At 49.8% G+C, this 24,837-nt stretch carries 23 protein-coding genes and 1 tRNA gene; 15 read left to right on the forward strand and 9 right to left on the reverse strand.

Annotation, left to right across the window (positions count from 1 at the left end; translation table 11 throughout):
* Window positions 1-55: 55 nt before the first annotated feature.
* The 5 genes from rhaI to ACO0LI_RS25035 all read left to right on the forward strand — a co-directional run bounded on the left by rhaI (window position 56) and on the right by ACO0LI_RS25035 (window position 7,311).
* Window positions 56-1,351, forward strand: a complete 1,296-nt coding sequence (gene rhaI / locus ACO0LI_RS25015; RefSeq protein WP_422949975.1) for an L-rhamnose catabolism isomerase — start codon at window positions 56-58, stop codon at window positions 1,349-1,351.
* Between the two features lie 168 nt (window positions 1,352-1,519).
* Entirely contained in the window at window positions 1,520-4,285 is a 2,766-nt protein-coding gene (locus ACO0LI_RS25020) for a glycosyl hydrolase (protein WP_423036060.1), read from the forward strand.
* Window positions 4,282-5,730 carry a glycoside hydrolase family 28 protein gene (locus tag ACO0LI_RS25025; protein WP_422949973.1) on the forward strand — a complete coding sequence of 483 codons (1,449 nt, stop codon included), beginning with the start codon at window positions 4,282-4,284 and terminating at the stop codon, window positions 5,728-5,730. Before ACO0LI_RS25020 ends, ACO0LI_RS25025 begins: the two co-directional genes overlap by 4 nt.
* 37 nt (window positions 5,731-5,767) lie before the next feature.
* Window positions 5,768-6,979 (forward strand): glycoside hydrolase family 88/105 protein, encoded by a 1,212-nt coding sequence (locus tag ACO0LI_RS25030; RefSeq protein WP_423036062.1) that lies wholly within the window; start codon window positions 5,768-5,770, stop codon window positions 6,977-6,979.
* Between the two features lie 17 nt (window positions 6,980-6,996).
* Window positions 6,997-7,311 (forward strand): L-rhamnose mutarotase, encoded by a 315-nt coding sequence (locus ACO0LI_RS25035; RefSeq protein ID WP_422949971.1) that lies wholly within the window; start codon window positions 6,997-6,999, stop codon window positions 7,309-7,311.
* A gap of 129 nt (window positions 7,312-7,440) precedes the next feature.
* Here the strand turns inward: ACO0LI_RS25035 and ACO0LI_RS25040 are convergent, their stop codons facing one another.
* Window positions 7,441-8,358 (reverse strand): alpha/beta hydrolase, encoded by a 918-nt coding sequence (locus ACO0LI_RS25040; protein WP_422949970.1) that lies wholly within the window; start codon window positions 8,356-8,358, stop codon window positions 7,441-7,443.
* 100 nt (window positions 8,359-8,458) lie between these two features.
* Here ACO0LI_RS25040 and ACO0LI_RS25045 point away from each other — a divergent pair, with 100 nt between their 5' ends.
* Window positions 8,459-9,124 (forward strand): 3-keto-disaccharide hydrolase, encoded by a 666-nt coding sequence (locus ACO0LI_RS25045; protein ID WP_423036064.1) that lies wholly within the window; start codon window positions 8,459-8,461, stop codon window positions 9,122-9,124.
* A 90-nt stretch (window positions 9,125-9,214) separates the two neighbouring features.
* On the opposite strand, the gene ACO0LI_RS25050 is transcribed toward ACO0LI_RS25045, so the two are convergent.
* Window positions 9,215-10,618 (reverse strand): hypothetical protein, encoded by a 1,404-nt coding sequence (locus tag ACO0LI_RS25050; RefSeq protein ID WP_422949968.1) that lies wholly within the window; start codon window positions 10,616-10,618, stop codon window positions 9,215-9,217.
* A 311-nt stretch (window positions 10,619-10,929) separates the two neighbouring features.
* On the opposite strand from ACO0LI_RS25050, the gene ACO0LI_RS25055 reads away from it, so the two are divergent.
* The 5 genes from ACO0LI_RS25055 (at window position 10,930) to ACO0LI_RS25075 (ending at window position 16,915) form a co-directional block, all read left to right on the forward strand.
* Window positions 10,930-11,859 (forward strand): rhamnogalacturonan acetylesterase, encoded by a 930-nt coding sequence (locus tag ACO0LI_RS25055; RefSeq protein ID WP_423036066.1) that lies wholly within the window; start codon window positions 10,930-10,932, stop codon window positions 11,857-11,859.
* A 20-nt stretch (window positions 11,860-11,879) separates the two neighbouring features.
* Window positions 11,880-12,638 (forward strand): DUF6250 domain-containing protein, encoded by a 759-nt coding sequence (locus ACO0LI_RS25060; RefSeq protein ID WP_422949966.1) that lies wholly within the window; start codon window positions 11,880-11,882, stop codon window positions 12,636-12,638.
* A 42-nt stretch (window positions 12,639-12,680) separates the two neighbouring features.
* Window positions 12,681-14,099 (forward strand): glycoside hydrolase family 88/105 protein, encoded by a 1,419-nt coding sequence (locus tag ACO0LI_RS25065; protein WP_422949965.1) that lies wholly within the window; start codon window positions 12,681-12,683, stop codon window positions 14,097-14,099.
* Window positions 14,100-14,188: 89 nt separating this feature from the next.
* Complete coding sequence (locus ACO0LI_RS25070) at window positions 14,189-15,772, forward strand: alpha-N-arabinofuranosidase (protein ID WP_423036068.1); 1,584 nt, start codon at window positions 14,189-14,191, stop codon at window positions 15,770-15,772.
* Window positions 15,773-15,913: 141 nt separating this feature from the next.
* A complete protein-coding gene (locus ACO0LI_RS25075; protein WP_423036135.1) occupies window positions 15,914-16,915 on the forward strand; it encodes an arabinan endo-1,5-alpha-L-arabinosidase in 1,002 nt (333 codons plus the stop codon).
* Between the two features lie 138 nt (window positions 16,916-17,053).
* On the opposite strand, the gene ACO0LI_RS25080 is transcribed toward ACO0LI_RS25075, so the two are convergent.
* Window positions 17,054-17,130 (reverse strand) — tRNA-Pro (locus ACO0LI_RS25080).
* A 209-nt stretch (window positions 17,131-17,339) separates the two neighbouring features.
* Here ACO0LI_RS25080 and ACO0LI_RS25085 point away from each other — a divergent pair.
* From ACO0LI_RS25085 to ACO0LI_RS25100, 4 genes are read left to right on the forward strand one after another with little or no spacing between them, the layout of a single operon-like run.
* The gene (locus ACO0LI_RS25085; RefSeq protein ID WP_423036070.1) at window positions 17,340-18,464 is read left to right on the forward strand and encodes a M14 family metallopeptidase; all 1,125 of its coding nucleotides are present in this window, start codon (window positions 17,340-17,342) and stop codon (window positions 18,462-18,464) included.
* Window positions 18,465-18,491: 27 nt separating this feature from the next.
* A complete protein-coding gene (locus ACO0LI_RS25090) occupies window positions 18,492-18,959 on the forward strand; it encodes a CYTH domain-containing protein (RefSeq protein ID WP_423036072.1) in 468 nt (155 codons plus the stop codon).
* Between the two features lie 2 nt (window positions 18,960-18,961).
* Window positions 18,962-19,231 (forward strand): MoaD/ThiS family protein, encoded by a 270-nt coding sequence (locus ACO0LI_RS25095; protein WP_423036074.1) that lies wholly within the window; start codon window positions 18,962-18,964, stop codon window positions 19,229-19,231.
* A gap of 2 nt (window positions 19,232-19,233) precedes the next feature.
* Window positions 19,234-20,316: a WD40/YVTN/BNR-like repeat-containing protein gene (locus tag ACO0LI_RS25100; RefSeq protein WP_423036076.1), complete on the forward strand. Its 1,083-nt coding sequence runs from the start codon at window positions 19,234-19,236 to the stop codon at window positions 20,314-20,316.
* A 55-nt stretch (window positions 20,317-20,371) separates the two neighbouring features.
* Here ACO0LI_RS25100 and ACO0LI_RS25105 read toward each other — a convergent pair whose 3' ends face one another.
* The 6 genes from ACO0LI_RS25105 to ACO0LI_RS25130 form a co-directional block, all read right to left on the reverse strand.
* A complete protein-coding gene (locus ACO0LI_RS25105) occupies window positions 20,372-20,752 on the reverse strand; it encodes a nuclear transport factor 2 family protein (RefSeq protein WP_422949958.1) in 381 nt (126 codons plus the stop codon).
* 34 nt (window positions 20,753-20,786) lie between these two features.
* A complete protein-coding gene (locus tag ACO0LI_RS25110) occupies window positions 20,787-21,239 on the reverse strand; it encodes a MaoC family dehydratase (RefSeq protein WP_423036078.1) in 453 nt (150 codons plus the stop codon).
* A gap of 22 nt (window positions 21,240-21,261) precedes the next feature.
* Entirely contained in the window at window positions 21,262-21,723 is a 462-nt protein-coding gene (locus tag ACO0LI_RS25115; RefSeq protein ID WP_422949956.1) for a MaoC family dehydratase, read from the reverse strand.
* Between the two features lie 77 nt (window positions 21,724-21,800).
* Window positions 21,801-22,940, reverse strand: coding sequence for an acyl-CoA dehydrogenase family protein (locus ACO0LI_RS25120; RefSeq protein ID WP_423036080.1), 1,140 nt, complete (start codon window positions 22,938-22,940; stop codon window positions 21,801-21,803).
* Window positions 22,941-22,950: 10 nt separating this feature from the next.
* Window positions 22,951-24,141, reverse strand: coding sequence for an acyl-CoA dehydrogenase family protein (locus ACO0LI_RS25125; protein ID WP_110253593.1), 1,191 nt, complete (start codon window positions 24,139-24,141; stop codon window positions 22,951-22,953).
* Window positions 24,142-24,297: 156 nt separating this feature from the next.
* The gene (locus tag ACO0LI_RS25130) at window positions 24,298-24,804 is read right to left on the reverse strand and encodes a GNAT family N-acetyltransferase (RefSeq protein ID WP_423036082.1); all 507 of its coding nucleotides are present in this window, start codon (window positions 24,802-24,804) and stop codon (window positions 24,298-24,300) included.
* Between the last annotated feature and the right edge of the window lie 33 nt (window positions 24,805-24,837).

Raw genomic sequence — 24,837 nt, forward strand, 5'->3', positions numbered from 1 at the left:
AGATTGACCTGAATCAAATATCTGATTCAGGTCAGCAATGAGACGGAGACATAAGATGGATAAAGTAATTGACCGCGGCCAAGTGGCAGAACATAACGCCAAACTACAACAGAATCTGGATGCCGACTACGCTGCCCTGGGTAGCATTCTGGCCAGACGCGGACAGGATATCGAACAACTGACAGCCAAAGCCCAGACTTTTGCCGTAGCCTTGCCAAGCTGGGGTGTCGGTACCGGTGGTACCCGCTTTGCACGTTTCCCAGGCAAGGGCGAGCCACGCGATGTCATGGAAAAGCTGGAAGACTGTGCTGTCATCCATCAACTGACACAGGCTACACCTACCGTATCCCTGCATTTTCCCTGGGATAAAAGCAGTGATCCTGTTGCCATGCGTGAATTTGCCAGCAAACATGGCTTGGGATTTGATACCGTCAATTCGAACACTTTCCAGGATCAGGCCAATCAGGAACAGACCTATAAATTCGGCAGCCTGACAGCCAATGCCAAAGCCGTGCGCGAGCAGGCGGTAGCACACAATATCGAATGCATAGAATTGGGGCGTGCACTGGGTTCCAAAGGCTTGACCGTATGGGTAGGCGATGGAGCCAATTTCCCGGGCCAGCATAATTTGCGTGGTGCGCTTGAGCGCTATCTCGACAGCATGCGCGACATCTACAAGGCCCTGCCTGCAGACTGGCTGATGTACATCGAGCACAAACTGTTTGAGCCGGCATTTTATGCCACCACGATTGCTGACTGGGGCACTAGCTATGCCTGCGCTAATGAGTTAGGCCCTAAAGCAAAATGTCTGGTTGATCTTGGTCACCATGCACCAAATACCAACATAGAAATGATCGTTGCCCGCCTTGCGCAATTTGGCAAACTGGGTGGCTTCCATTTTAATGACAGCAAGTATGGTGATGACGATCTGGATTCTGGCAGTATCAATCCTTTCCAGCTGTTCCTGATTTTCAATGAGCTGGCCGATGTAGCACAGCGTGACGGTGATACCTTCAAACCATCCTACATGCTGGATCAGTCACATAATGTGACCGATCCTATAGAAAGTCTGATGTCCAGTGCTATCGAAGTACAACGTTCTTTCGTACAGTCTGCACTGGTAGACCGCAAGGCATTGAGCGCATATCAGGAAAACAATGACGTGCTGCTGGCAGCACAAACACTGAAACAGGCTTTCCGCACTGATGTCAGTCCTATCCTGGCTATGGCACGCGCCCGTTCCGGTGCGGCTATTGATCCGGTTGCCTGCTATCGTGCAACTGGCTATCGTGAAAAACAGGCTACACTCCGTCCACCAAAGGCTGGCGCCAGCGGTAGCGGTATAGTCTGATTCAACTCCCTCTGAAGCATATTTGCTGTTGCGCATTTTTGCGTAATGGTGATCTGCTTCAGGGGGATTTTTTCATAGCCATGTCTCCGGATGGAATAGACTTAGCAATAAGCTGATGCCCATTCAGGATAGACGCCTGTTCTCTATTTGTCTGGATTATCATTTTCTATGACCAAGTCTACCTTGCCTGCATTTGCGCTTAATAAATTGCGCACCTGCGTCCTGCTTTCTCTTGCCATGCTATGTGCCGCACCAACAATGGCACAAACCAGGGCAGCGGCGAATTCTCCATCTGTGAAAGAAGTCGTCAAAGCCTTTGCCACACCGCCCGATGATGCACGTCCCATGGTGCGCTGGTGGTGGTTTGGACCATCAGTGGAAAAGAAGCAACTGGAACGCGAAATACTGGACATGAAGGCAGGTGGTTTTGGTGGTTTTGAGATTCAGGCCGTCTACCCCATGGAGCTGGATGATGCGGCCAAAGGTACACACAATTATCCGTATTTGTCGAAGCAATTTCTTGAACACGTCAGTTTTGCCAATGACAAGGCACGTGCCAACAAACTCAGGGTTGATATTACCCTGGGCAGTGGCTGGCCATACGGCGGTCCACATGTCACTGTAGGTGATGCTGCCGGTCGTTTGCGGGTAGCTGTGATTGAGCTGCCAGCCGGTAATGAGAGTTTTGCCTTGCCGGCTATCATGAATGGTGAAAAATTACTGGCCAGCTTCGTGGCCGATGGTACGCCAAAACAGTTGGATAGCAGCAAATTGACTTTATTTGAACCCCAGCTACTGGCAAGTAAAAGTGGCCGTGCAGGCGTCAAGGCTGCAGCCGCTGACCGCGTAGTGGTGTGTTATATCGCCAGCCGTACCGGCCAGCAGGTTAAACGTGCCGCTTTAGGGGCAGAAGGTTTTGTACTTGACCATCTGAGCCGCAACGCCATTGATCATCACCTGAAAACCGTGGCGGAACCACTGTTGAAGGCTTTTGGAAAAAATCCACCATACGCCGTATTTTCTGACAGCCTGGAAGCCTATGGTACCGACTGGACAGATGATTTCCTGGCCGAATTCCAGCGTCGTCGTGGCTATGAGCTGAAACCACATCTGCCAAAAATTGAATCTGGCATTGGTGCGGATGCCGCCGCCATACGGCGTGACTGGGCTTTGACGCAGACCGAACTGGCAAACGAACGTTATCTGGTGCCAGTGAATCAATGGGCCAAAGCCCATGGTACCCGCTTCCGTTCCCAAACCTATGGTGAACCGGCTGTGACCATGTCGAGTAATAAACTGGTTGATTTGCCAGAAGGCGAGGACTATCAGTTCCGCCAGTTTTCATTTACACGCTGGGCAACATCCGCGGGTCACCTTTATGGCCGCCCCGTCATTTCTGCTGAAACCTGGACCTGGCTGCATTCACCAGCTTTCAGCGCGACACCGCTAGATATGAAAGTCGAAGCTGACCGCATGCTGTTGCAAGGCGTTAATCAGTTCGTTGGCCATGGCTGGCCCTATACACCACCAGGGACGCTGGAACCTGGCTATGCATTCTATGCGGCGGCAGTATTCAACACCCATCTGCCATGGTGGAATGTCATGCCTGACGTCAATGGTTATCTGCAAAGAATGAGTTATCTGATGCGTCAGGGGAAACCGGCAAATCAGGTTGCTGTTTTCCTGCCTACGGATGACGTGTACGCGACCCTGTCTTTGGGCAAGGTGTCTGTGTCCGCAGAAATGGGCAAGTATGTGACGCCGGAATTGAGTGCCCAGATACTCGATGCCGGACATAACATTGACTACGTGGATGCTGAATCCGTCATGGAACTGGGCATCAATTATCCCGTTCTGATTTTGCCGCATGTGACCCGGCTGTCACCGGCAGTCGTTGCCAAATTGAGTGATTATGTGCGTGCCGGTGGCAAAATCATTGCGGTTGGCAGCAAACCATCGCTGGCACCAGGCTATTTGAATGCAGCGCGCATCAGTGCAGAAGTGCAAACTGCATCAGATGCCCTGTTTGCCAATCAGGACAAGGTCAGCCTGGTCAGCAGCGACAGTGCCGTGGGCGCCACTTTGAAGGCTGCAGTTCCCGCAGACATGGAGTTGAGTGCTGAAAAAGAAAACATAGGCTTCATCCGTCGACAACTGACTGATTCTGATGTCTATTTCATCGCCAATACCAGCAATCGTGATGTGACCGCGAATGCCGCCTTCCGCAGCAAGTACAAGACCGCTTACTGGTGGAATCCGTATGACGGCAAGATCAGCAATGCCGATGTCAAGCCGACTTTGCGTCTGGCACCATATGAATCACGGGTGCTGGTACTGACCGATACGCCGCAGAATGCACAGCAGGAAGCAAAACTGGCAGATGCCACCACCGTTGTTGATTTAAGTCGTGACTGGAAAGTGCAGTTCAGCGAAAAACCACAGGCGGTCAACATGTCCAGTCTGCGTTCATGGACTGAAGATGAGGCAACGCGCTATTTTTCTGGTATCGCAAGCTATACCAAAGACCTTGAATTGACCGCGGCACAATTAAAGGACAGCAGGCTGACGCTGGATTTCGGTCCGGGGACGCCATTAGAGGTTACACCCAAAGTACCAAGCGGCATGCGTGCCATGCTTGACAGCCCGGTACGGGAGGCTGCGGTCGTTTTCGTCAATGGTCAGCGTGCCGGTTCGGTATGGAAACCGCCTTATCAACTGGATGTCAGCAAATTGCTGCGTGCCGGTAATAACCGTCTTGAGATACAGGTCGCCAACCTGGGATTGAATGCGCTGGCCGGCCATGCCTTACCAGATTATCGCCTGCTGTCTGCCAAGTATGGACAACGATTCGTCCCTCAGGATACGCATCTGATACAGGCTCAACCTGCCGGTATTCTTGGACCAGTCAAATTGATAGGCGCAAAGTTGCAATGAAATTGCTAGCCCGGCGCTGGTTGCGCCATACTGAAATGGTATTTGTCTTGCCTGTGCTTTTGCATCTGGCAGTCGCTGCGGCTTTGATGTCCGTATTGCTATTGACATCGTTTATCGCAGCGGCAAAAGAAATCAGTGCCAGTACCTACGGTGCCAACGGCGATGGCAAGACGCTCAATACCAGCGCTATACAGAGCGCCATTGATGCTGCTGCCAAAGAGGGTGGTACGCTGACTTTTCCGGCGGGCACCTACCTGACCGGTGCCCTGTTCCTTAAAACCGGCGTGACGCTACGCCTGGACAAGGGCGTGACCTTGCTGGGTTCACAAAACATACAGGATTATCCTGTCATGCCTACCCGGGTTGCCGGCATAGAGATGAGCTGGCCAGCAGCGCTGATCAATGTGTATGAACAAAACAAGGTTGCCATCACTGGTGAAGGTGTGATTGACGGTGACGGCAAGGTATTCTGGGAAAGTTACTGGAACCTGCGCAAGGCCTATGAACCACGTGGCCTGAGATGGGCATCGGACTATGACGCTGGTCGCCCTCGCTTGTTACAAATCTATAAGGCATCCGATGTACGTGTGGGTGACGGCTTGCTGTTACGTCGCTCAGGTTTCTGGACTTTGCATATCTGTTACTCGAACAAAGTGGTCGTAGATCGTCTCACCATTCGCAATAACGAAGGCGGACATGGCCCATCCACTGATGGCATAGATATCGATTCATCCAAAGACATTCTGGTCCAGCATGCAGATATTGCCGTCAATGATGATGCGATCGTTTTGAAGGCCGGGCGGGATTCTGATGGCCTGCGGGTCAATCGCCCAACAGAAGATGTTGTCATACGCGATATCACTGTCCGGGAAGCAGTTGCCGGATTGAGTTTTGGTAGCGAGACTTCAGGTGGATTCCGTCGTATTGAAGCATATCGCTTTACGGTAATGAAAGATGTGCCGGTAGGCATACTGTTTAAATCGGCACATACACGTGGTGGTTTTGGCGAAGACCTGAATATCCATGATTTTGTCATGAATGACGTGCCAGTGGTATTGCGCGTGATCATGAACTGGAATCCGCAATACAGCTATGCAAAAATTCCTGATGATGTGAAAGATATCCCGGCTTACTGGAAAGTACTGGTCACGCCGGTACCAGAAAAAGACGGCATATCCAGACTGCGTCGTGTCAATATTTCCGGCATCAAGGCGCGTGGCGCAAAAACCGCCTTTGAAATTGAAGGATACGCGCAAGCGCCGCTTGAAGATTTTAAGCTCAGTAAACTCGATATTGAAGCAAACACCGGTGGTTTTATCCGTTACGTAAAACGCTGGAAAATATCGGATTCCAGGCTGGTTTTTGAAGATGGTAAACCGGTAAATATTTCCGCAGATTCTGAGGTGTCCGGCCTGAGCGTCAATGGTTCCGGGCCTGCAAAATAAGAATGAAGTAAACAACAATAAAATGAAGGAGAGCACTTTGAAATTTCAAAAAAAATACCTGATGCTTGCCAGCCTGGGTTTTGTCGGCAGCATGTTGCCAGCCCTGGCCTGGACGCAGAACTATCCGCTTCCTACGCCGGTCATGCAGGCTATCATCGACAAGGATACTTCGCGTCATTTTGGTGATGCACCTGCTGATGGCGGCCCTCTGGCAACCGACCTGTCCGCAGAGCTGGAACCAGCAGCGATAGAAAAAGTCTTGCGCAAGGTGGCGGATTGGCAACTGGCCCGTTCGCAGGCGCACTTTGGGCGTATCTGGACATCCAGCGTGATGTACACCGGCTTCATGGCAGCGTCTGAAGCCACAAATGACAGCAAATATAAAGACGCCATGCTGGCCATGAGCCAGCAACATCAATGGCAGTTGGCGAAACGCCTGCCGAATGCGGATGACCAAAGTGTGGCGCAGACTTATCTGGATTTGTATTTCCTCAACAAGCAACCAGAATTCATCGCCCCAACCAAAGGCGACCTCGATACCCTGATTGACCTGAAGACTCTTAAACCAGGTGACGACCGTCTGCCATGGTGGTGGTGTGACGCCTTGTTCATGGCGCCGCCGGTATGGGCGAAAATGTATGTGGCAACAGGTGAGCGCAAATACCTGGATTATGTCCACACGCAATGGAAAAACACCTACGATCTGCTGTACGACAAACAAGAACACCTTTATGCCCGCGACGTCAGCTATATCAACAAGACTGAACCCAATGGCAAGAAAATTTTCTGGTCACGCGGCGAAGGTTGGGTCATGGGTGGTATAGCCAGGACACTGGACTATATTCCCAAAGATGATCCACAACGTCCATTCTACATACAGCAGTTACGTGAAATGTCAGCCCGCATAGCACAGCTTCAGGATGAAAACGGACTGTGGCATGCCGGTTTGCTGGATCCTGCAACTTATCCCTTGCCTGAAATTTCTGGCTCAGCCCTGTTTGTATATGGCATGGCTTATGGCATCAATCGCGGCATTCTTGATCCCAAAGAATATCAGCCAGTGATCGCCAGGGCATGGAAAGGTATCCTGAAACATGTATATGCAGATGGCCGATTGGGTGGCATACAACAAACTGGCGCCGAACCGGCCTTTTACAGGCCCGCATCCAGCTTTGATTATGGCGTCGGTGGCTTCATGCTGGCCGCTGCCGAATTGAAGAAGATGGTGACAGTCAAACCTGCTAAATGAAAGCAGGAGAGCCAGCCATGATAACCCGTGCTTTCCGCATGAAGCTGAAACCTGGCAATGTAGCGGAATATCAGCGCCGCCACGATGAGTTATGGCCAGACCTGGCAGATGCATTGCACGCTGCCGGTATTTACGATTATTCCATTTTTCTGGATGAAGAGACTTTGCATTTGTTTGGCGTACTTAAATTGCATCCCAACCACCAGATCGATAACTTGCCTACGCACCCCGTCATGCGACATTGGTGGGATTACATGGCGGATCTGATGGAAGTCGAAGCCGATAACCGTCCCCAGCAATTAGCGTTAAAACCCGTATTTTATTTCGAATAAATAAAAAATCGCTAGCCTGTACATGACATGGGCTGGCGATTTTTGTATCTCTGTTTTTGTATCTCTGTTTTTGTATCTCTGTTTTTGTATCTCTGTTTTTGTATGTCTGTGTCGCTTATTTTCTGCTGCTTATTTTTCTGATTGGTTGTCGGTTTGCAGTATTTTTCTATCCCTCAGCCATTCTTCGGTGCGATGCGGCCATTCCGATGCATTGCCGTTACCAAGACGCATGGCCATGCCATGCGTGCCGCGTTCAAACAGGAGCATTTCCGCCGGTACACCAGCTTTGGTCAGGGCTTGATAAAACAGGATGCTGTTTTCGACTGGAACAGTTTTGTCATTCTGGGTATGGATCAACAAAGTGGGGGGCGTTGTGCTGCTGACCTGTTTTTCCAGTGACATCAACTGCACGGATTCTGCGCTGGGTGATGCACCCAAAAGGGCTTTGCGGGATCCTGCATGTACCGACGGGTCTTGCATGGTGATGACGGGATACATCAGTATCATAAAGTCAGGGCGCGCATTGACACCGTCAAGTGCAGCGCCGGTGCGCCCCAGCGGGTGATCAAACAGGGTGCCAGCGCTGGCTGCCAGATGGCCGCCCGCCGAACTGCCCATCACACCGATGCGGTTAGGGTCTATGCCATATTGCGCTGCGCTGGAACGCACCAGACGAATAGCACGCAAGACATCCTGTAAAGGGGCAGGGTGGCCAAATTCGGCCAGGCGGGATTTAAGCACAAAGCTGCTGATACCCAGGGTACTTAGCCAGTGTGCGTATTGCTCGCCTTCACGCAGGGTAGACAGACGTACATAGCCGCCGCCGGGGCAAATGATCACGACGCTGCCATTTTTTCTGTCGGCAGCAGCGGGGTAAAAAGTCAGGTTCGGTTCGCTGACATTCGAAGTGCGGCCATCGGCCACTTGTTCTGGCCCTATGTTTTTCGCGCGCGGTACGCCTTCTGGCCACAAGCTGATGACACCGGATTGTGCATGAGAAGAAATGGCCGACAAGGTCAGTAACAAAGTGAAAAAAAGTCGTTTCATGGCAGTAAATGAAGTATGTTATAAAAAAATCCAGCTATCCTGTGTAAAGCAGTTTTGTATCAATACAAAAAAATATCGATTCCATTTGAGAAAGAACATCATGCGTCAACTTTCCCGTTTTTTGAAGTCTTTTCAATTATCTGTATTGCCTGTGGCATCCATTCTGTCTGTTATGGTCATTCCTGTTGCCAATGCGGATGAACTGTTCAATGGCCGCGATTTCAAGGGTTGGGAAATTCAAACTACACCGGCAAGCAAGATTGAGGAAGTCTTCAGTATCACAGCGGATGGTGTGATTGCTTCTGCTGGCAAACCTTCAGGCTACATTGCTACGACGGAAAACTATAAAAATTTTTCGCTACATGCCGAATGGCGCTGGACAGCTGCACCTGGCAATGGTGGCGTGTTGATACACATCAGTTCTGGTCCCAAAGACAAAGTCTGGCCACTGAGCCTGCAAATCCAGACCAAATATAAAAATGTTGGCGACCTGCTGCCTATGGCTGGTGCCAGCTTTGCCGAACCCCTTACAACGGCCGAGGGCGTATATCCTCCGATTAAGGCAAAACTGGCTGATAGCGAAAAACCGGTCGGTGAATGGAATAGCTGCGACATTCTTGCCAAAGATGGATCGGTTGAAGTCAAAATTAATGGCATAGTACAAAACAAAATCAGCAAATCCAGTCCGGATTCTGGTCACATCGGCTTTCAGCTTGAAGGCACTGCCTATGAACTGCGCAATGTGCGTATTCAAAAACTTGATTGATGATCGATTGATGGCCGATTGATACAGGATTGATACACGATTAATGTCCGCAAGCCAGGCCATGCTCGCCACATGACCTGGACAGCTTGGTCAATTGGATACAGGAATAATGCAGATATTCAGTGTCCGGTTGTCTGCCGACAGCATGGCCGACTGGATTTCTATCTTCTTGCCGTCCGGGCTGAATGTTGGGTGAGGGTGATCGGCCGCTGTATCCTTGTGTCCGGTGCTGAGCAGGCTCATCTTGCCGCTTAAGCGGTCTATCAGATAGATGCTGCGGCTGAAATCATCGCCGACAGCCCAGCGTCCATCGCTTGATCCATGCACATGCCATAAGCCGCTACCTGATGGTGTTTGTCCTGCAATACGCATTTCACGTGTGCGCAAATTCACAATGGCAAGGCCACTGGGTTTTTCGCGTGTGCCGGCATTGCCCCAACCCGGATCTTGCCCCGGATTGGCACCTTCAACGGCATTGCCTTTGTTGGCGCTATTATTTGTTCCGCCTATATTGCGATGCCCCATAATCGCCATTGCCACTTCATCTTTTGAAATGACGGCTTCGTGGGTCACCCATTCATAGTCGGCTTCCGGGTACAGTGGACGCAAGCCGCTACCATCCGCCATCACCACCCAGGTACGCTGCGGTGATTTGCCGCCGGTTTCCCAGCAAAAAATAATTTCTCCTGGATTCCACAGATTGGCCTGGATATGACCGATCTGGAAGGGCACCGAAACAACGTGGCGGATTTCACCCGTCTTCACATGCATTTTTGCAATGCCGCCGGGGCCGGCACCCATGTTTCTGGGGCCGAAGCTTTTCTCTATGCGTGCATTTTTAGCCAGGTATTTTGCCGCCTCCTGTGATGTCTCGCGGAAGTATATCCATTCATCGGCAGCATCCAGCGCCAGGTCGGTAGCTTGTCCGACTTCAGCAGGTACTACGCCGCATATGCGCTGGTAGCTTTCTGCAGGCTTCATCTTGCCAGCTTTGCTATCGGCAAATACCGCAGCAAGATCAACCTCTACCAGTTCTACCGGCGATGCCTGACGTGGCCGGCCAGCTTTTCCTTCGCGTGGAGATTTATCCGTGCTACGCATGAAATACAGCTTCATGGCACGTGTCGATATATTCAGCATGCCGGTATAGCCACCTTCAGACACCTGCACGATATCCCCGGTTTGCTCATTGACGGCCATCGCTTCACCTTTTGCGATGCCTGAACGAAAGATCACCCATTGCCCATCGGAAGTCCATTGTGGATGGGTAGGATAGATTTTTGAATCACCATGCGGCTGGCTGGTCAGAAAGGTCAGCATGACTCCAGTAACAGGGTCTTTGACCACTTTGCGTTCACTGGGGAAACGATGCCCTATTTGCGCAAAGGCTGATGTGGACAACAGGCAGAACAGGCACAGGAAAAGATTCAGAAAAAGACTGGGCATGCGAGCAGGCAAGATACGAACAGAGGTACGAACAGATAAGCGGTTCATGGAATTTTGGTATGTGTGGGAGTGATCGGTTAAATCCCGGATGCGCATTTTCTCAACATGCTTGAGTGGAGTGGCATCAGTGCTGCCTATTGTGCTTGGTTTTCAGGCAGTTTTTTCATAATTTGCACTGCACAATCAATAGTGATCATTTTTTTGATTCTTTAAGCAAGTCTTGCAGTCAGTTACAAGCTCTCGAATAAAATGAAATCATATGTCGAGGCTGTTGATTTTCCCACATGCACTCACGTGTATGATGACCTTCAGTCTTTCGCTTCCCGACGATACTTAACCATTATTCCTGTCATCCATTTATGAATACCAGTATGTCTGCGGTACGCCGCCTGATCTGTGTAAGTGTGCTGGGCTGGACTTGTTCTACCCTGGCGCAAACTACGCCCCCTCCAGCGGTGAATACCGATCCCAATGCAGCAGCACGTATCGTATTGCCGGAACCGGCGAATCCGCAATTGCCTTCAGTTTTTTTTATCGGTGATTCAACCGTGCGCAATGGCCGGGATGATGGTCAGAACAAGGGCGCAGAAGGGCAGTGGGGCTGGGGTAATCCCATCAAGGCTTATTTTCAGACGGATAAAATCAATGTCGTGAACCGCGCCATCGGCGGTCTTAGCAGCCGCACTTACCTGACTGGCGGGCACTGGCAAAGAAGCCTGGCATTGATGAAGCCAGGTGATTTCGTCATCATGCAATTTGGCCACAATGATAATGGCCCCTTGAACGATACAAGTCGTGCAAGGGGGACTATCAAAGGTATCGGTGAAGAGGCTGAAGAAATCGATAACCTGCTGACAAAATTGCCGGAAACAGTACACAGCTACGGCTGGTATTTACGGAAATTTATTGCCGAGGCCAGAGCCAAAGGCGTGCAGGCCATCGTATGTTCCCCCATACCTCGCAAGAACTGGGATGCAAATGGAAAAATAAATCGCGGCAAAGCCAGCTATGGTGGTTGGGCTGAACAGGTGGCGAAACAGGAAAAAGCGGATTTCATCGATCTGAATGAAAACATCGCCGCTGCCTATGACATCATGGGTAAGGATGAGGTGATGAAACTGTTCCCCGTAGTGACACCGGATGAACATACCCACACCAATCTGGCCGGTGCAGAATTCAATGCAAGTGTGGTTGTGGCGGGTATCAAGACCCTGCAATATGCACAGTTGAAGAACTATTTGAATGATAAATCGGTCGATATAAAATCGACTGCAGCTTCACAAAAATAGTAATTCAGGAAATCATATTTATGTTTCATTTGCAAACAGTTTCGCGCCCGGCTTGCAAGATTACTGCGGTCGTTATTTTGGTAGTTGTTGCGGTCGTTGTTGCAATGGTGTCTGCCTTGCCTGCGGTAGCACAATCCAGCGAAGCCACTTGTAGTCTATGGGGCAAGCCTGGCAAACTGATTTACCAGGATGATTTTGATACAGATCTGAGGCAGTGGCAGGTAGAGTCTGCCGACACAAAAAATTCCGACATCAGTGTTGCCAATCACCAGCTTTTGATTGATGCAGCGAAAGGTGCAACGGTGTGGTTCAAGCAAAAATTATCTGGCGATATCTTGATCAGGTATACCCGCAGGGTCGTCATGGAACAGGGACGCAATGACCGGCTGTCTGACTTGAATCAATTCTGGATGGCGACCGACCCGCGTGATCAAAACATCTTTACCCGCAAGGGCGTTTTTGAACAATACGATGATTTACGTCTGTATTACGCTGGCATAGGCGGCAACACCAATACCACGACCAGGTTTCGCAAATACCAGGGCAATGGTGAACGTAGCTTGCTGACCGAGTTGAATGAACGCGACACCTTATTGCAGGCGAACCACGACTACGTCATAGAAACTACTGTGTACCAAGGCTGCACACGCGTTCTGGTCGATGGCAAAGTGTTCTTTTCATACAAGGACAAAGATGCCTTGCGGGATGGCTACTTTGGATTCCGGACCACCCAATCCCGGCAACAAGTACGTGATTTCAAGATTTATCAGTTGGAATGAATACCCGCAAGATTTATTTATAGAGCAAAAAAGATGATAAAGATGAGACAAAAAAACCAGTCAGGCCTGCGTTCAACATTGAAATTATTGGCCATCGCAGGCATCAGTTGCATGCTGCCATTAAGTATGGGCATGAGCACGGCAGTAGCCGCAGGCAAAACAAACAATACAGGCAAACCAGCCAATGACGTAACAGCGCCACTGCATTTGATGCAACCAGATTACCCCACACCATACGGGCAACCGACAGCAGAAGATGTCAAGAAAGTGCTGTACCGTGTGCATACCTATCTGGACAATGTTACGCCTGCCAAAATTATTGATAGCAAAACAAAAAAGCAGATTACTGATTTTTCCCAGATCAATGACGATACGATACTGGCCCCGGGCGATTATCGCCTGACCAGCTACGAATGGGGCGTCACCTACGCAGGCATGCTGCTGGCTGGCAGTGCCACGGGTGATAAACGTTTCAGCAATTACGCCAGTGAACGCCTTGGTTTGCTGGCTGACCTGGCACCGCATTACATTGCCCGTCTGAAGGCCAATCCGAAGAGCCCTTCACCTATCCGTTCATTGTTGCAGCCCCATGCACTGGATGATGCAGGTGCGATGTGTGCCGCCATGATCAAAGCTACCAGGGAAGGTGTGTCCAATAAACTGTCCAGCCTGATTGATATTTGCAGTAGCTACGTCAGCACCAAAGAGTTCCGTCTGCCGGATGGCACCCTGGCCCGTAACCGTCCGCAACCGAATACCCTGTGGCTGGATGATCTGTTTATGAGCGTGCCAGCCCTGGCGCAAATGGGCAAATTAACTGGCGACGCCAAATATTATGACGATGCAGTAAAACAGGTCAAACTGTTTTCTGAGCGCATGTTCAACAAGGAAAAAGGCGTGTACATGCATGGCTGGGTGCAGGATATGGGTGTGCATCCGCAATTCCACTGGGCCAGGGCCAATGGCTGGGCCGTCATGACCATGGTTGAATTGCTGGATGTACTGCCACCAGACCACCCTGGCTATGCCGACGTATTGGCGCAATTGCAGGCCCATGTCAAAGGTCTGGCTTCTTACCAACATGGCACAGGCTTCTGGCACCAACTGCTGGACCGCAATGACAGTTACCTGGAAACGTCTGCCACTGCCATCTACACCTATGCCATGGCACACGCCATCAATCGCGGCTTTATCGATAAACGTGCTTATGCACCAGTAGTCATGCTGGCATGGAATGCGGTAGCCAGTAAAGTGACACAAAAAGGCCAGGTGGAAGGTACTTGTGTCGGTACTGGGATGGGCTTTGACCCGGCGTTTTATTACTACCGCCCGGTAAATGTATTTGCCGCGCATAGTTACGGCCCGGTATTGCTGGCCGGTGCAGAGGTCATCAACCTGATGAAGGCCAATACCTTTGAAATCAATGATAGCTCATTGCAGCTCAAACCAGGGAAGCCCTGAATAAGCCCTCATTGAGTGATCTTTAGTGATCTTCGAGGCTAGTCTGGAATAAATTGGTATCGACAGTGCCTCATAAATCAGGAGGAGAAATGTTTGTGTTGAAAGCCAGCATAAAGGCAGGCATATTTTGTTCGGTAGTGCTTGTATTTGCGGCTATTGCCGTTCCGGTTTTTGCTGGCAATCAAGTCAGTATCAGCATTGATGCGAAAAAACCTGGCCCTGTCATTAATAAAAATGTTTACGGCCAGTTTGCAGAACATTTGGGCAGGGGTGTTTATGAAGGCATGTGGGTAGGACCAGATTCAGCTATTCCAAATACAAAGGGATGGCGCAATGATGTTGTCGCGGCGCTAAAAAAGATACATGTGCTATTGGTACGTTGGCCCGGTGGTTGTTTTGCGGATGAATATCATTGGCGGGACGGCATAGGCGTACGTGAGAACCGTCCAGTCAAGATGAACACCAACTGGGGCAATGTGGAAGAACGCAATGCCGTTGGTACCCATGAGTTTTTTGACTTGATTGATCTGCTGGGGGCAGATGCCTATGTGAATGGCAATCTTGGTTCTGGCACGCCGCAGGAAATGGCAGAATGGCTGGAGTATATGACGGGTGACGGCAAGTCCACCCTGGCAGAATTACGCCGCAAAAACGGCCGTGACAAGCCATTTAAAGTAGCTTTCTTTGGTATCGGCAATGAGGCCTGGGGTTGTGGTGGCAATATGAAAGTTGATCACTACACCAGCCTGTTCAATCAATACGCCAGTTTTTTGAAAGCTCCAAAGGCTTATATGCCAAAAATCATTGCCAGTGGTGGTCATGATGATGACACCAGTTGGACAGATTATTTGACCAGGAACATCCACGAACAATGGAACATGCGTTTTGATGGTGTCAGCTTTCATTATTACACTCTACCAACCGGCACTTGGGAAAAGAAAGGCAAGGCGCTTGGTTTTGGGGAGGATCAATGGATATCCACGCTAAAAAATACAATGCGCATGGATAGCCTGATCAGGAATAACGTTGCCAAGATGGAGGTCAATGACCCCAAAAACAAAATTGCTTTCAATGTGGATGAGTGGGGAACATGGTATGACGTGGAACCGGGTACGAATCCTGGATTTTTATATCAACAAAACAGTTTGCGCGATGCTCTGGTTGCTGCCTTGAATTTCAATATTTTTCATGAACATGCAGCGCGTGTGCGTATGACCAATATTGCCCAGATGGTTAATGTCTTGCAGGCCATGATATTGACTGATAAAGACAAAATTTTACTAACGCCAACTTATCACGCATTTGAAATGTATGTGCCATTCCAAAATGCGACAAACTTGCCACTCACGATAAGCAATAACCACGAATACAGTTTTGGCAAAACCAGTATCCCTGCAATAAGTGCTTCTGCAGCTCGTGCGCTTGATGGAAAAGTATATTTGTCGCTGGTGAACACTAATCCTAATGAGAGTGTTGAGATAGATGTTGATGTTGCAGGCGAAAAAATAGAAGCTGCCAAAGGCCGCGTACTGACTGCAAAGACCATGGATGCACACAACACTTTTATCCGGCCACAATCAGTACAGCCAGACAATTTTAATTCCAGTGCAAAAGCAGGCAGATTGACACTGAATGTCCCAGCCAAGGCGATAGTTGTGGTGGTGCTTGAATAATTACCAGATACCTGTTGTTCAACTATCTGAAATCATGCCGATGATGAAGTTAGTGCAAGAAGCAGAGCCGCTGTCGTAATGCAATCAGGCAAACAGTTCAGTTTAAAGGCGAATTGCATGAAATCTCTCTGTTTGTACTTCATGGTTAGTATTTTTTGTTTGCAGCCGCAATGTCAACTTGCCGCTGCAGAAGTCAGTGTGCACGACCCTGTGATGGCAAAAGAGAGAGATACTTATTACCTGTTCAGCACCGGGCCAGGCATTACTTTCTATAGCTCTGCCAATATGAAAGACTGGCGGCCTGAGGGCAGGGTGTTCGCTGGTGAACCTGTCTGGGCACGCAATACTGTGCCGGACTTCAATGGCCACATTTGGGCGCCAGACATACAGTTCCACAGCGGAAAATACTATTTATATTATTCAATATCTGGATTTGGCAAGCTGACTTCAGCTATTGGTGTCACGGTTAACAAGACGCTCAATCCTCACTCACCGGATTATCGCTGGGAAGATCAGGGAATTATATTGCAGTCCGTTCCGGGGCGCGATTTGTGGAATGCCATTGACCCGAATATTGTCACCGACAGCGAAGGCCAGGCCTGGATGTCATTTGGTTCGTTCTGGTCTGGTATCAAACTGGTGAAATTGAACGAGGCATGGACAGGTTTGGCAGAGCCACAGGATTGGCATGCGATTGCACAGCGCGCTCGTCCGGCTTTTACACCGGATGAAACAGCTGGGCCTGCAGAAATTGAAGCACCTTTTATTTTTAAAAGAGGGGATTACTACTATCTTTTCGTTTCCTGGGGCCTATGCTGTCAGGGAGGAAAAAGCACCTATCATCTGGTTGTCGGACGCTCCAAAAGTCTGACGGGGCCGTATCTGGACAAAGATGGCAAAGCTATGCTTGAAGGCGGCGGCTCTCTGTTTTTACATGGCACTGAGCACTGGAAGGCGCTGGGACACAATAGTGCCTATCATTTCAATGGCAGGGATTATTTGGTATTACACGCGTATGAGACCGCTGATAAATACCTGCAAAAACTGAAAATTCTTGACATGCAATGGGACTCAGAACTATGGCCATTCGTTGATGTCTCTCAACTCGACACTTACCGCAGCGTACAGTTGCCAGGAAAATAGCATGAATTATCCATCATGATTGTTTATATTGCATCATTGCGGGACAAAGCCTGCTGAGCGTATCGAGTTAACTTTAATAACTCACATCAAATAAAAAAGGCTTGCAGATAAGATATCTGCAAGCCTTTTTGTATTCATTGGTCGGGGCGAGAGGATTCGAACCTCCGACCCCGTGCACCCCATGCACGTACGCTACCAGGCTGCGCTACGCCCCGACACTGAGCGAAAGATTATAGTATATCGTGGCGAATTTTGCTATGTTTGACCAGAAACTTCTTAAATGCTTGCCTTGGTGAAAATATTTGTCCGATTTTATTCATTATTTGACTGAAATATTTTCATAATTCAGAAAAAACTGTGAAAATACCAGTCCTAGGTCGCCGTATCACTACGGTGCTTAAAAACATTTCTGAATAAATACAAGATGACAATTAAAATCAGTCAGAACTTCGACGCGGGAGCGATCGAAGTCGTCAAGGCGGAACAGGCGGGGGCCATCGATTTGGAATTGCGCAAGGATTCACATGCCGATATCTGGCAATGGTTTCACTTTCGCTTGCAGGGTGCACGTGGGCAAGAGACTGTCATGCGCATTCTCAATGCGGGTGATGCCACTTATGCCAAGGGCTGGGAAGGCTATCGCGCAGTAGCAAGTTATGACAGGGCCAACTGGTTCCGCGTGGATACCGAGTTTGACGGCAAGATCATGACCATACGCCATACCCCTGAGCGTGACAGCGTGTATTACGCTTATTTTGAGCCTTACACATGGGAGCGTCACCTGGCCTTGCTGGGCGGAGTGGAAAATTCTTCAGTTGCCCGTGTTGAAGACCTTGGTAATACCGTCGATGGCCGTGATCTGAACCTGATTGTTGTCGGTGACCCTTCGGCTGAAAAGAAAGTCTGGATCATTGCGCGTCAGCATCCGGGTGAAACCATGGCTGAATGGCTGGTGGAAGGCACTTTGAATGCTCTGCTAGACCCATCCAATCCAATCGCCCGCAGCATTCTGGATAAAGCGGTTGTGTATATAGTGCCTAACATGAACCCGGATGGTTCTGTACGCGGCAACTTGCGTACCAATGCCGCCGGTGCCAACCTGAACCGTGAATGGATGACACCGTCACTGGAAAACAGCCCGGAAGTGTATTACGTCAAGAACAAAATCCATGAAACTGGTTGTGACCTGTTTCTGGATATCCATGGAGATGAAGCCTTACCTTACATCTTCGTGGCTGGTAGTGAAATGCTGGCGGGTTTTAGCGAAAAGCAGGCGCAGGAGCAGCAGCATTTTGTCGATAGTTTTTGCAATGCCAGCCCAGACTTCCAGACTAAATATGGTTACGAAGCATCCAAATACAATGAAGATGTATTGAAATTGGCATCCAAGTATATTGGTCATACCTTCAAATGCGTTTCACTGACTCTGGAATTGCCATTCAAGGACAATGCCAATTTGCCAGATGCGGAAGTAGGCTGGGATGGTTCGCGCAGTATCAAACTCGGTGAAGCAATGTTGCAACCGATTTTGGCGACATTGAGTGCATAATTCCGGTATTTATTGATCGGAGTAGTAATGGGCGTAGAGATTGAACGCAAATTCCTTGTTGTGAATCAGGATTTCAAACAACAGGGGCAGGGCACATTTCTGCGCCAGGGTTATATTTGTTCTGACCCAGGTCGCATCGTACGGGTACGCATAGAAGCAGAGCGTGCGATGCTGACCATCAAAGGGCTATCAACCGGCATTAGCTGTGGCGAATGGGAATACCCCATTCCACTGGCTGATGCACAAATCTTGCTGGATACAGTCTGCCAGCAACCTCTCATCGAAAAAACACGTTATCGCATTCCTGCTGCCGGTTTGATCTGGGAAGTGGATGAATTCATCGGTGATAATCTTGGTCTTATCGTGGCCGAGGTCGAACTAGAATTTGAACAGCAGCAATTTGACCCTCCGGCCTGGCTGGGTGAAGAAGTCAGCCACGACCGGCGTTATGCCAATGCGAACTTGCTCAAGCATCCTTACAAGGACTGGGCATAATCATGGCCAGGCTGATTTTCACCCAGCAACTCAGTCGCTTTACTGAAGTTCCTGAGGTGGAAACTGCGGCTGACAATTTGCGTGATGCGCTGGAAACAGCATTCGAGGGGAACCCTACTTTACGTGGCTATATCCTGGATGAACAGGGCGATCTGCGTTTTCATGTGGTGGTTTTTATCGACGGCAAACGCGTCATGCAGCGCAGTGGCTTGCGTGACCCTTTAAATTCAAATAGCCAGGTCTATGTCTTGCAGGCACTTTCAGGAGGCTGATGATGAAAGCAATGGTAGCAACCCGCAAGGGTTTGTTTGAAATGATCCATATTGACGGCAAGTGGAAGCTGGATCAGATCAGTTTTCTGGGTGAACCTCTTAGCATGTGCCTGCATGACAAACGCGATGGCGCTGTCTATGCAGCATTGAACCTCGGACACTTTGGGGTAAAGCTGCACAGACGCGATGAAGGTCGTGACGACTGGGCAGAGATCGCCGTGCCAGCCTATCCTGAACACGCAAAGATAGACGACGATGTCGAATGGAAGCTCAAGGCAATCTGGTCTATGGAAGCCGGTGGTGGTGACGAGCCTGGCGTATTGTGGGCTGGTACCTTGCCAGGTGGCTTGTTCCGCTCAGCCGATCGTGGCAACAGTTGGGAATTAGTGCGCAGTCTGTGGGATAAGGAGGAGCGCAAGGAGTGGATGGGCGGTGGTTATGACACACCTGGCATACATTCGATCTGTGTCAACCCGCGCAATCCTCTGCATATTTTGCTGGGTATCTCCTGTGGTGGTGCCTGGAAAACTGAAGATGGCGGCAAGAACTGGGGGTTATGTGCATCCGGTATGCATGCCGTTTATATGCCGCCTGATCTGGCAGACAAGCAAAATATCCAGGACCCGCACCTGATCACCCGCAGCAAATTCGCCAGCCATGTTTTGTGGTGCCAGCATCACAATGGCATCTGGCGCAGTGAAGATGATGCAGCAAGCTGGCAACAATTGCATTTACCTGAAGGTATTCCAGACTTTGGTTTTGCTGTAGCGGCTCACCCGCGCAACCCCGATGTCGCCTGGTTTGTGCCTGCCGTGGCAGATCAAAAGCGTGTACCCCTGCATGGTGCCATGAGTGTCACGCGTACACGGGATGGTGGCAAGACCTTTGAGTCTTTGAGAAACGGCCTGCCACAACAAGATTGCTATGACCTGGTGTATCGCCATGGCTTGGCAGTGTCGGAAAATGGCAAGAATTTGTTGATGGCGTCGACTACCGGTAATTTATGGGCGAGTGAGAATGAGGGGGATGACTGGTACCAGATATCAGCTAATCTGCCGCCTATTTACGCCGTCAAATTTTATTAATCTCGTACACATGGAGGCAATAAGGCCAGAGTATGCACTTTGGCCATATTGCATTTCACGCAGTAGGTCTTTGTGGAATGCGCTGCGCGGGGTCATAGAAGAAGGTTTCTTCTGCTATGCATTCACCTTCCCAGCGCTGGTAGGCAAGTTCTTCCATTTGCGTCACGCTGCCGTCCAGCCACTCGAATCTGAAAATCCAGCGAATAACGACATGGTCGCCATTCACCAATACCGGATGAACACAGGTAGATGTTACTGACTTGGCGCGTGACATGACGGCATGTTCAGCGTTTACATGTGCCGCACGGCCTATTCTGGGCTTGGCCTGGTTTTCCTGCATGCTGGAATTTTCGGTATAAAACTCTTCACACGCAGCAGCATGTTCGTTTGCTTCAACTTTGGCGATAAAGCGTTTTAATGTATCTGGACTGGGCATGGACTCGGTCTCGGAAAGATAGGGTTTAGCAGGACTAATAGGCCCGTGAAATTGATTCTGCCACGCATACTGGTTTATCCTGGCCTTCTCGTTCTATCGTCACTTCCCAGGTAAGTTGCGCACCATCCTTGATGTCTTCGATTTCCAGCAATTTCAAACGTGCGCGTACCCGGCTACCGACAGGCACAGGGGAGGGGAAGCGTACTTTATTGAGTCCATAATTCACGCCCATTTTGACGTAAGTAAGCCTGATGGCATTGGCAACCAGCATGGGCAGCAAGGACAAAGTCAAAAAGCCATGTGCAATCGGGCCACCAAATGGGGACTCACGTTTGGCTCTTTCTACATCGATGTGTATCCATTGATGGTCGCCAGTTGCATCAGCAAAAGTGTTCACTCTTTCCTGGCTGATTTCTACCCATTCTGATTGCGCAACTTCCTGGCCTATCAAGTCTTTTAATTCAGCAAGGCTATTAAATTCTCTCATCATGTCTCCTTATTATTTATTTTTATTCTGGACGACGGCCAAACATGCCCATGCCAGTAATCGTGCAAACCAGCTTGCCTTCCTGGTTATGTGCTTTCCATAAAGTATTGATAACGCCGCGGTCTGGTTTTGAAGTAGATAGTTTGCTACCTGTGGTCTCGGCTGTGACAGTCAGGGTGTCTCCAGGGCGTACTGGCAGTATCCAGCGTATTTCATCGACGCCAGGTGAACCCATGCTGCTTGAATTGGCCAGGAAGCCATCGACCACCATACGCATGATCATGCCGCAGGTATGCCAGCCACTGGCGATGACGCCACCAAAGATGGAATGGCTGGCGGCTTCTTTATCGACGTGAAAAGATTGCGGGTCAAATTGCCTGGCGAATGTGATGATTTCTTCTTCCGTTACTACGCGCTGCCCCAGTTCTATGACTGTGCCAGGAACAAAATCTTCAAAATACCAGCGATCTGTTTTGATACTCATAGTGTGTCCTCGTTATTTCCTTATTGTTTTAAAAGGCAAAAAAAATCCCGAACACAGTCGGGATTTTTCTACAGCATTCAGGCTGCGCTTTTAAAGCCGGGTTGTGCGACAAATCTGGCCAGGTGATGATCAGTGTCACCCAGTGTCAGCTCTATCGTGGTCAGGCGTTTGAACATGTGGGCAACCGGAAGTTCATTGGTGACGCCCATGCCTCCGTGCAATTGCACGGCTTGCTGGCCTATGTATTTGGCGGCCTGGCCTACCCTGGCCTTGGCGGCGGATACCGTGCGGCGGCGTTCTTCGACATCATCAGAGGCTATCTTGACGGCAGCCAGCGTTGCCATCGAACGGGCCTGTTCCATTTCCATGAACATTTCTGCCATGCGATGTTGCAAGACCTGGAATTTGCCGATAGGTACACCAAATTGCTGACGTGTTTTCAGATAATCGAGTGTGGCTGCCGTAATTGCTTCCATGATGCCTATCGATTCTGCGCACAGCAGGGTAACGCCGTAATCGGCCACCGCATCCAGCAATTCCCAACCGCCATCGACTGTGCTTAACAGCGCATCTGCGCCGACTTGCACATTGCTGAAACTGATATCAGCAGCACGATAACCATCAATAGTGCGGTAATCGCGGCGGCTGATACCTTCTGAATTGGCATCAACGATAAACAGGCTGATGCCATTCTTATCGCGTTGCGCACCGCTACTGCGTGCAGAGACGATCAGTTTGTCTGCCTGGGCACCGTGCAGCACCACGGTCTTGCTGCCATTGAGTACAAAACCATCGCCAATTTTGCTGGCAGTGGTGGCAATGTCAAACAGGTCGTGACGTGATTGCCTTTCGCCCAGTGCATTCGCCAGCTTGACTTCGCCGCCAGCGATTTGCTCCAGCACATCTGCATGCTTGCCGGATTTTTTCAAAAACTCTGCACCCATGACCGTAGCAAAGTAGGGCTCAATAACAATGCCGCGCCCCAACTCCTGCATGATCACCAGCATGTCGATGGCAGAACCATTGAAGCCGCCTTGTTCTTCTGGTACAGGCAAGGCCAGTGCGCCCAGCTCTGCCAGACCACCCCACGCTTTATCGGATATACCTTCAGCCGATTCTATAATCTGCTTGCGCTGTTCAAAGCCATAGTCTTTTTCTACCCAGCGACGCAAGGCATCAGCAAACTGTGTTTGTTCTTGTGTTAAGTTGAAATCCATTGTGCTCTCCTCACAGACCCAGGATCATCTGAGTGATGATATTTTTTTGAATTTCGTTGGAACCACCATAAATGGAAGTCTTGCGGAAATTGAAGTAGTACGGCGCCAAAGGCGCAGCATCATCGTCACCAACTATGCTATGTTCAGTCTCACCTTCGAGGAAGGCCGGATCAAATGGCAAGCCGTACGGGCCAACTGCTTCTACCATCAACTCCGTCAACCTTTGCTGGATTTCGGTACCCTTGATTTTGAGTAGCGATGCTTCCGGGCCAGGGCGGCCACTGTCTTGAGAGATAACGCGCAGGACTGTAATTTCCAGCGCCATCAATTCCACTTCCAGACTGGCGACCTTGCTGGCATACACCGCATCATCAATCAGCGGCAGGCCGTTCTTTTGATGTTTGGCGGCGATGCGCTTGAGGAATTGCAATTCACGTTTGGCACGGCCTACTGCTGCGATATTCGTGCGTTCATGGCCGAGCAGGTATTTGGCATAGGTCCAGCCCTTGTTTTCTTCGCCTATCAGGTTCTCTACCGGAACTTTGACATTGTCGAAGAAGACTTCATTTACTTCATGCTCTTCATCAAGCATGATGATAGGGCGCACGGTAATACCCGGTGTCTTCATATCGATGAGCAAGAAGGAGATGCCTTCCTGCTTGCGTACGCCAGTGTCTGTGCGCACCAGGCAGAAAATCATATCGGCGTGCTGGGCCAGGGTGGTCCAGGTTTTTTGGCCATTGACGATGTAGTGGTCTCCTTCGCGCTCGGCGCGGGTCTTCAGGGATGCCAAGTCAGAGCCTGATCCTGGTTCTGAGTAACCCTGGCACCACCAGTCTTCGCAGCTCAGTATGCGTGGCAGGTAATAGTCTTTTTGTGCCTGGTTGCCAAAGGCCATGATGACAGGGGCCACCATATTCACGCCAAACGGCAGGATGGCTGGCGTGCCAGCGCGGGCGCATTCTTCTTCAAAGATATGGCGTTGAGTGGCTGTCCAGCCTGTGCCACCGTATTCTGCTGGCCAGCCTGTGGCTACCCATCCTTGTTTGGCGAGTATTTTGTGCCAGCGAACAAAGTCTTCTCTGGACAGACGTTTATGATTCAGTACTTTTTGCTGCAGGTCTTGTGGAAGATTGGCTTCCAGGTAGGTGCGCACCTGATCCCGGAAGGCAAGGTCTTCTGCCGTATAGTTCAAATCCATGTTGTCTCCTGTTTTATGATGGCCGCAGCAAGCAATTAATAAGAAAGCAGAAAAAAGCACGACCGTTCAAAACTAATTGTACAACGGATTTTCACAAATGTGCCAGGCAAAATTGGCAGCCAGCATTTGAGTGGTAAAAACTTGTTACAGGTGGGCTTAAGGCTTTTGCATGGGCAAAAAGGCAATGCCATGCATTTCTACTATCTCGCCTTTGGCCATGAAGCCAAAGCGCTCATAAACGGCAATGGCACTAAGGGAAGAATTGACAGTGAAACTACCTGTATGACCTTGTGCGGGGGCATGCTGACTAGCACGCTGCCATAGCTTGCTTGCAAATTTGTGCCCCTGATATGAGGGATGAACGAACAGGTGAAACAGGTGGCTCAGGTCGCGCATGGCGATGAAGCCAGCCAGCGTTTCACCGTGCAATGCAAGAATGTAATGATAGCGTGAATCAGAGAGATAAGAAAGTTCGGCAGATTCTGATACTGACTGTAAAAATAAATCGGCACCGCTGCCATCCGGATTGACGCAAAAATCCCGGGCGAACAACGCGATCAATTGACTGATGATCAAAGCGTCAGCAGCAAAGCCGTCTCTGAAATGAAATTCAGAGCTCATGCCAGAAATGGCTTGCTCGCTTGCATGTGCATATCTGTCCATGGCTGTCATCTATTGCATCATGCTATACAAATG

Source organism: Undibacterium sp. Tian12W (assembly GCF_049339405.1).
GTDB lineage: Bacteria > Pseudomonadota > Gammaproteobacteria > Burkholderiales > Burkholderiaceae_D > Undibacterium.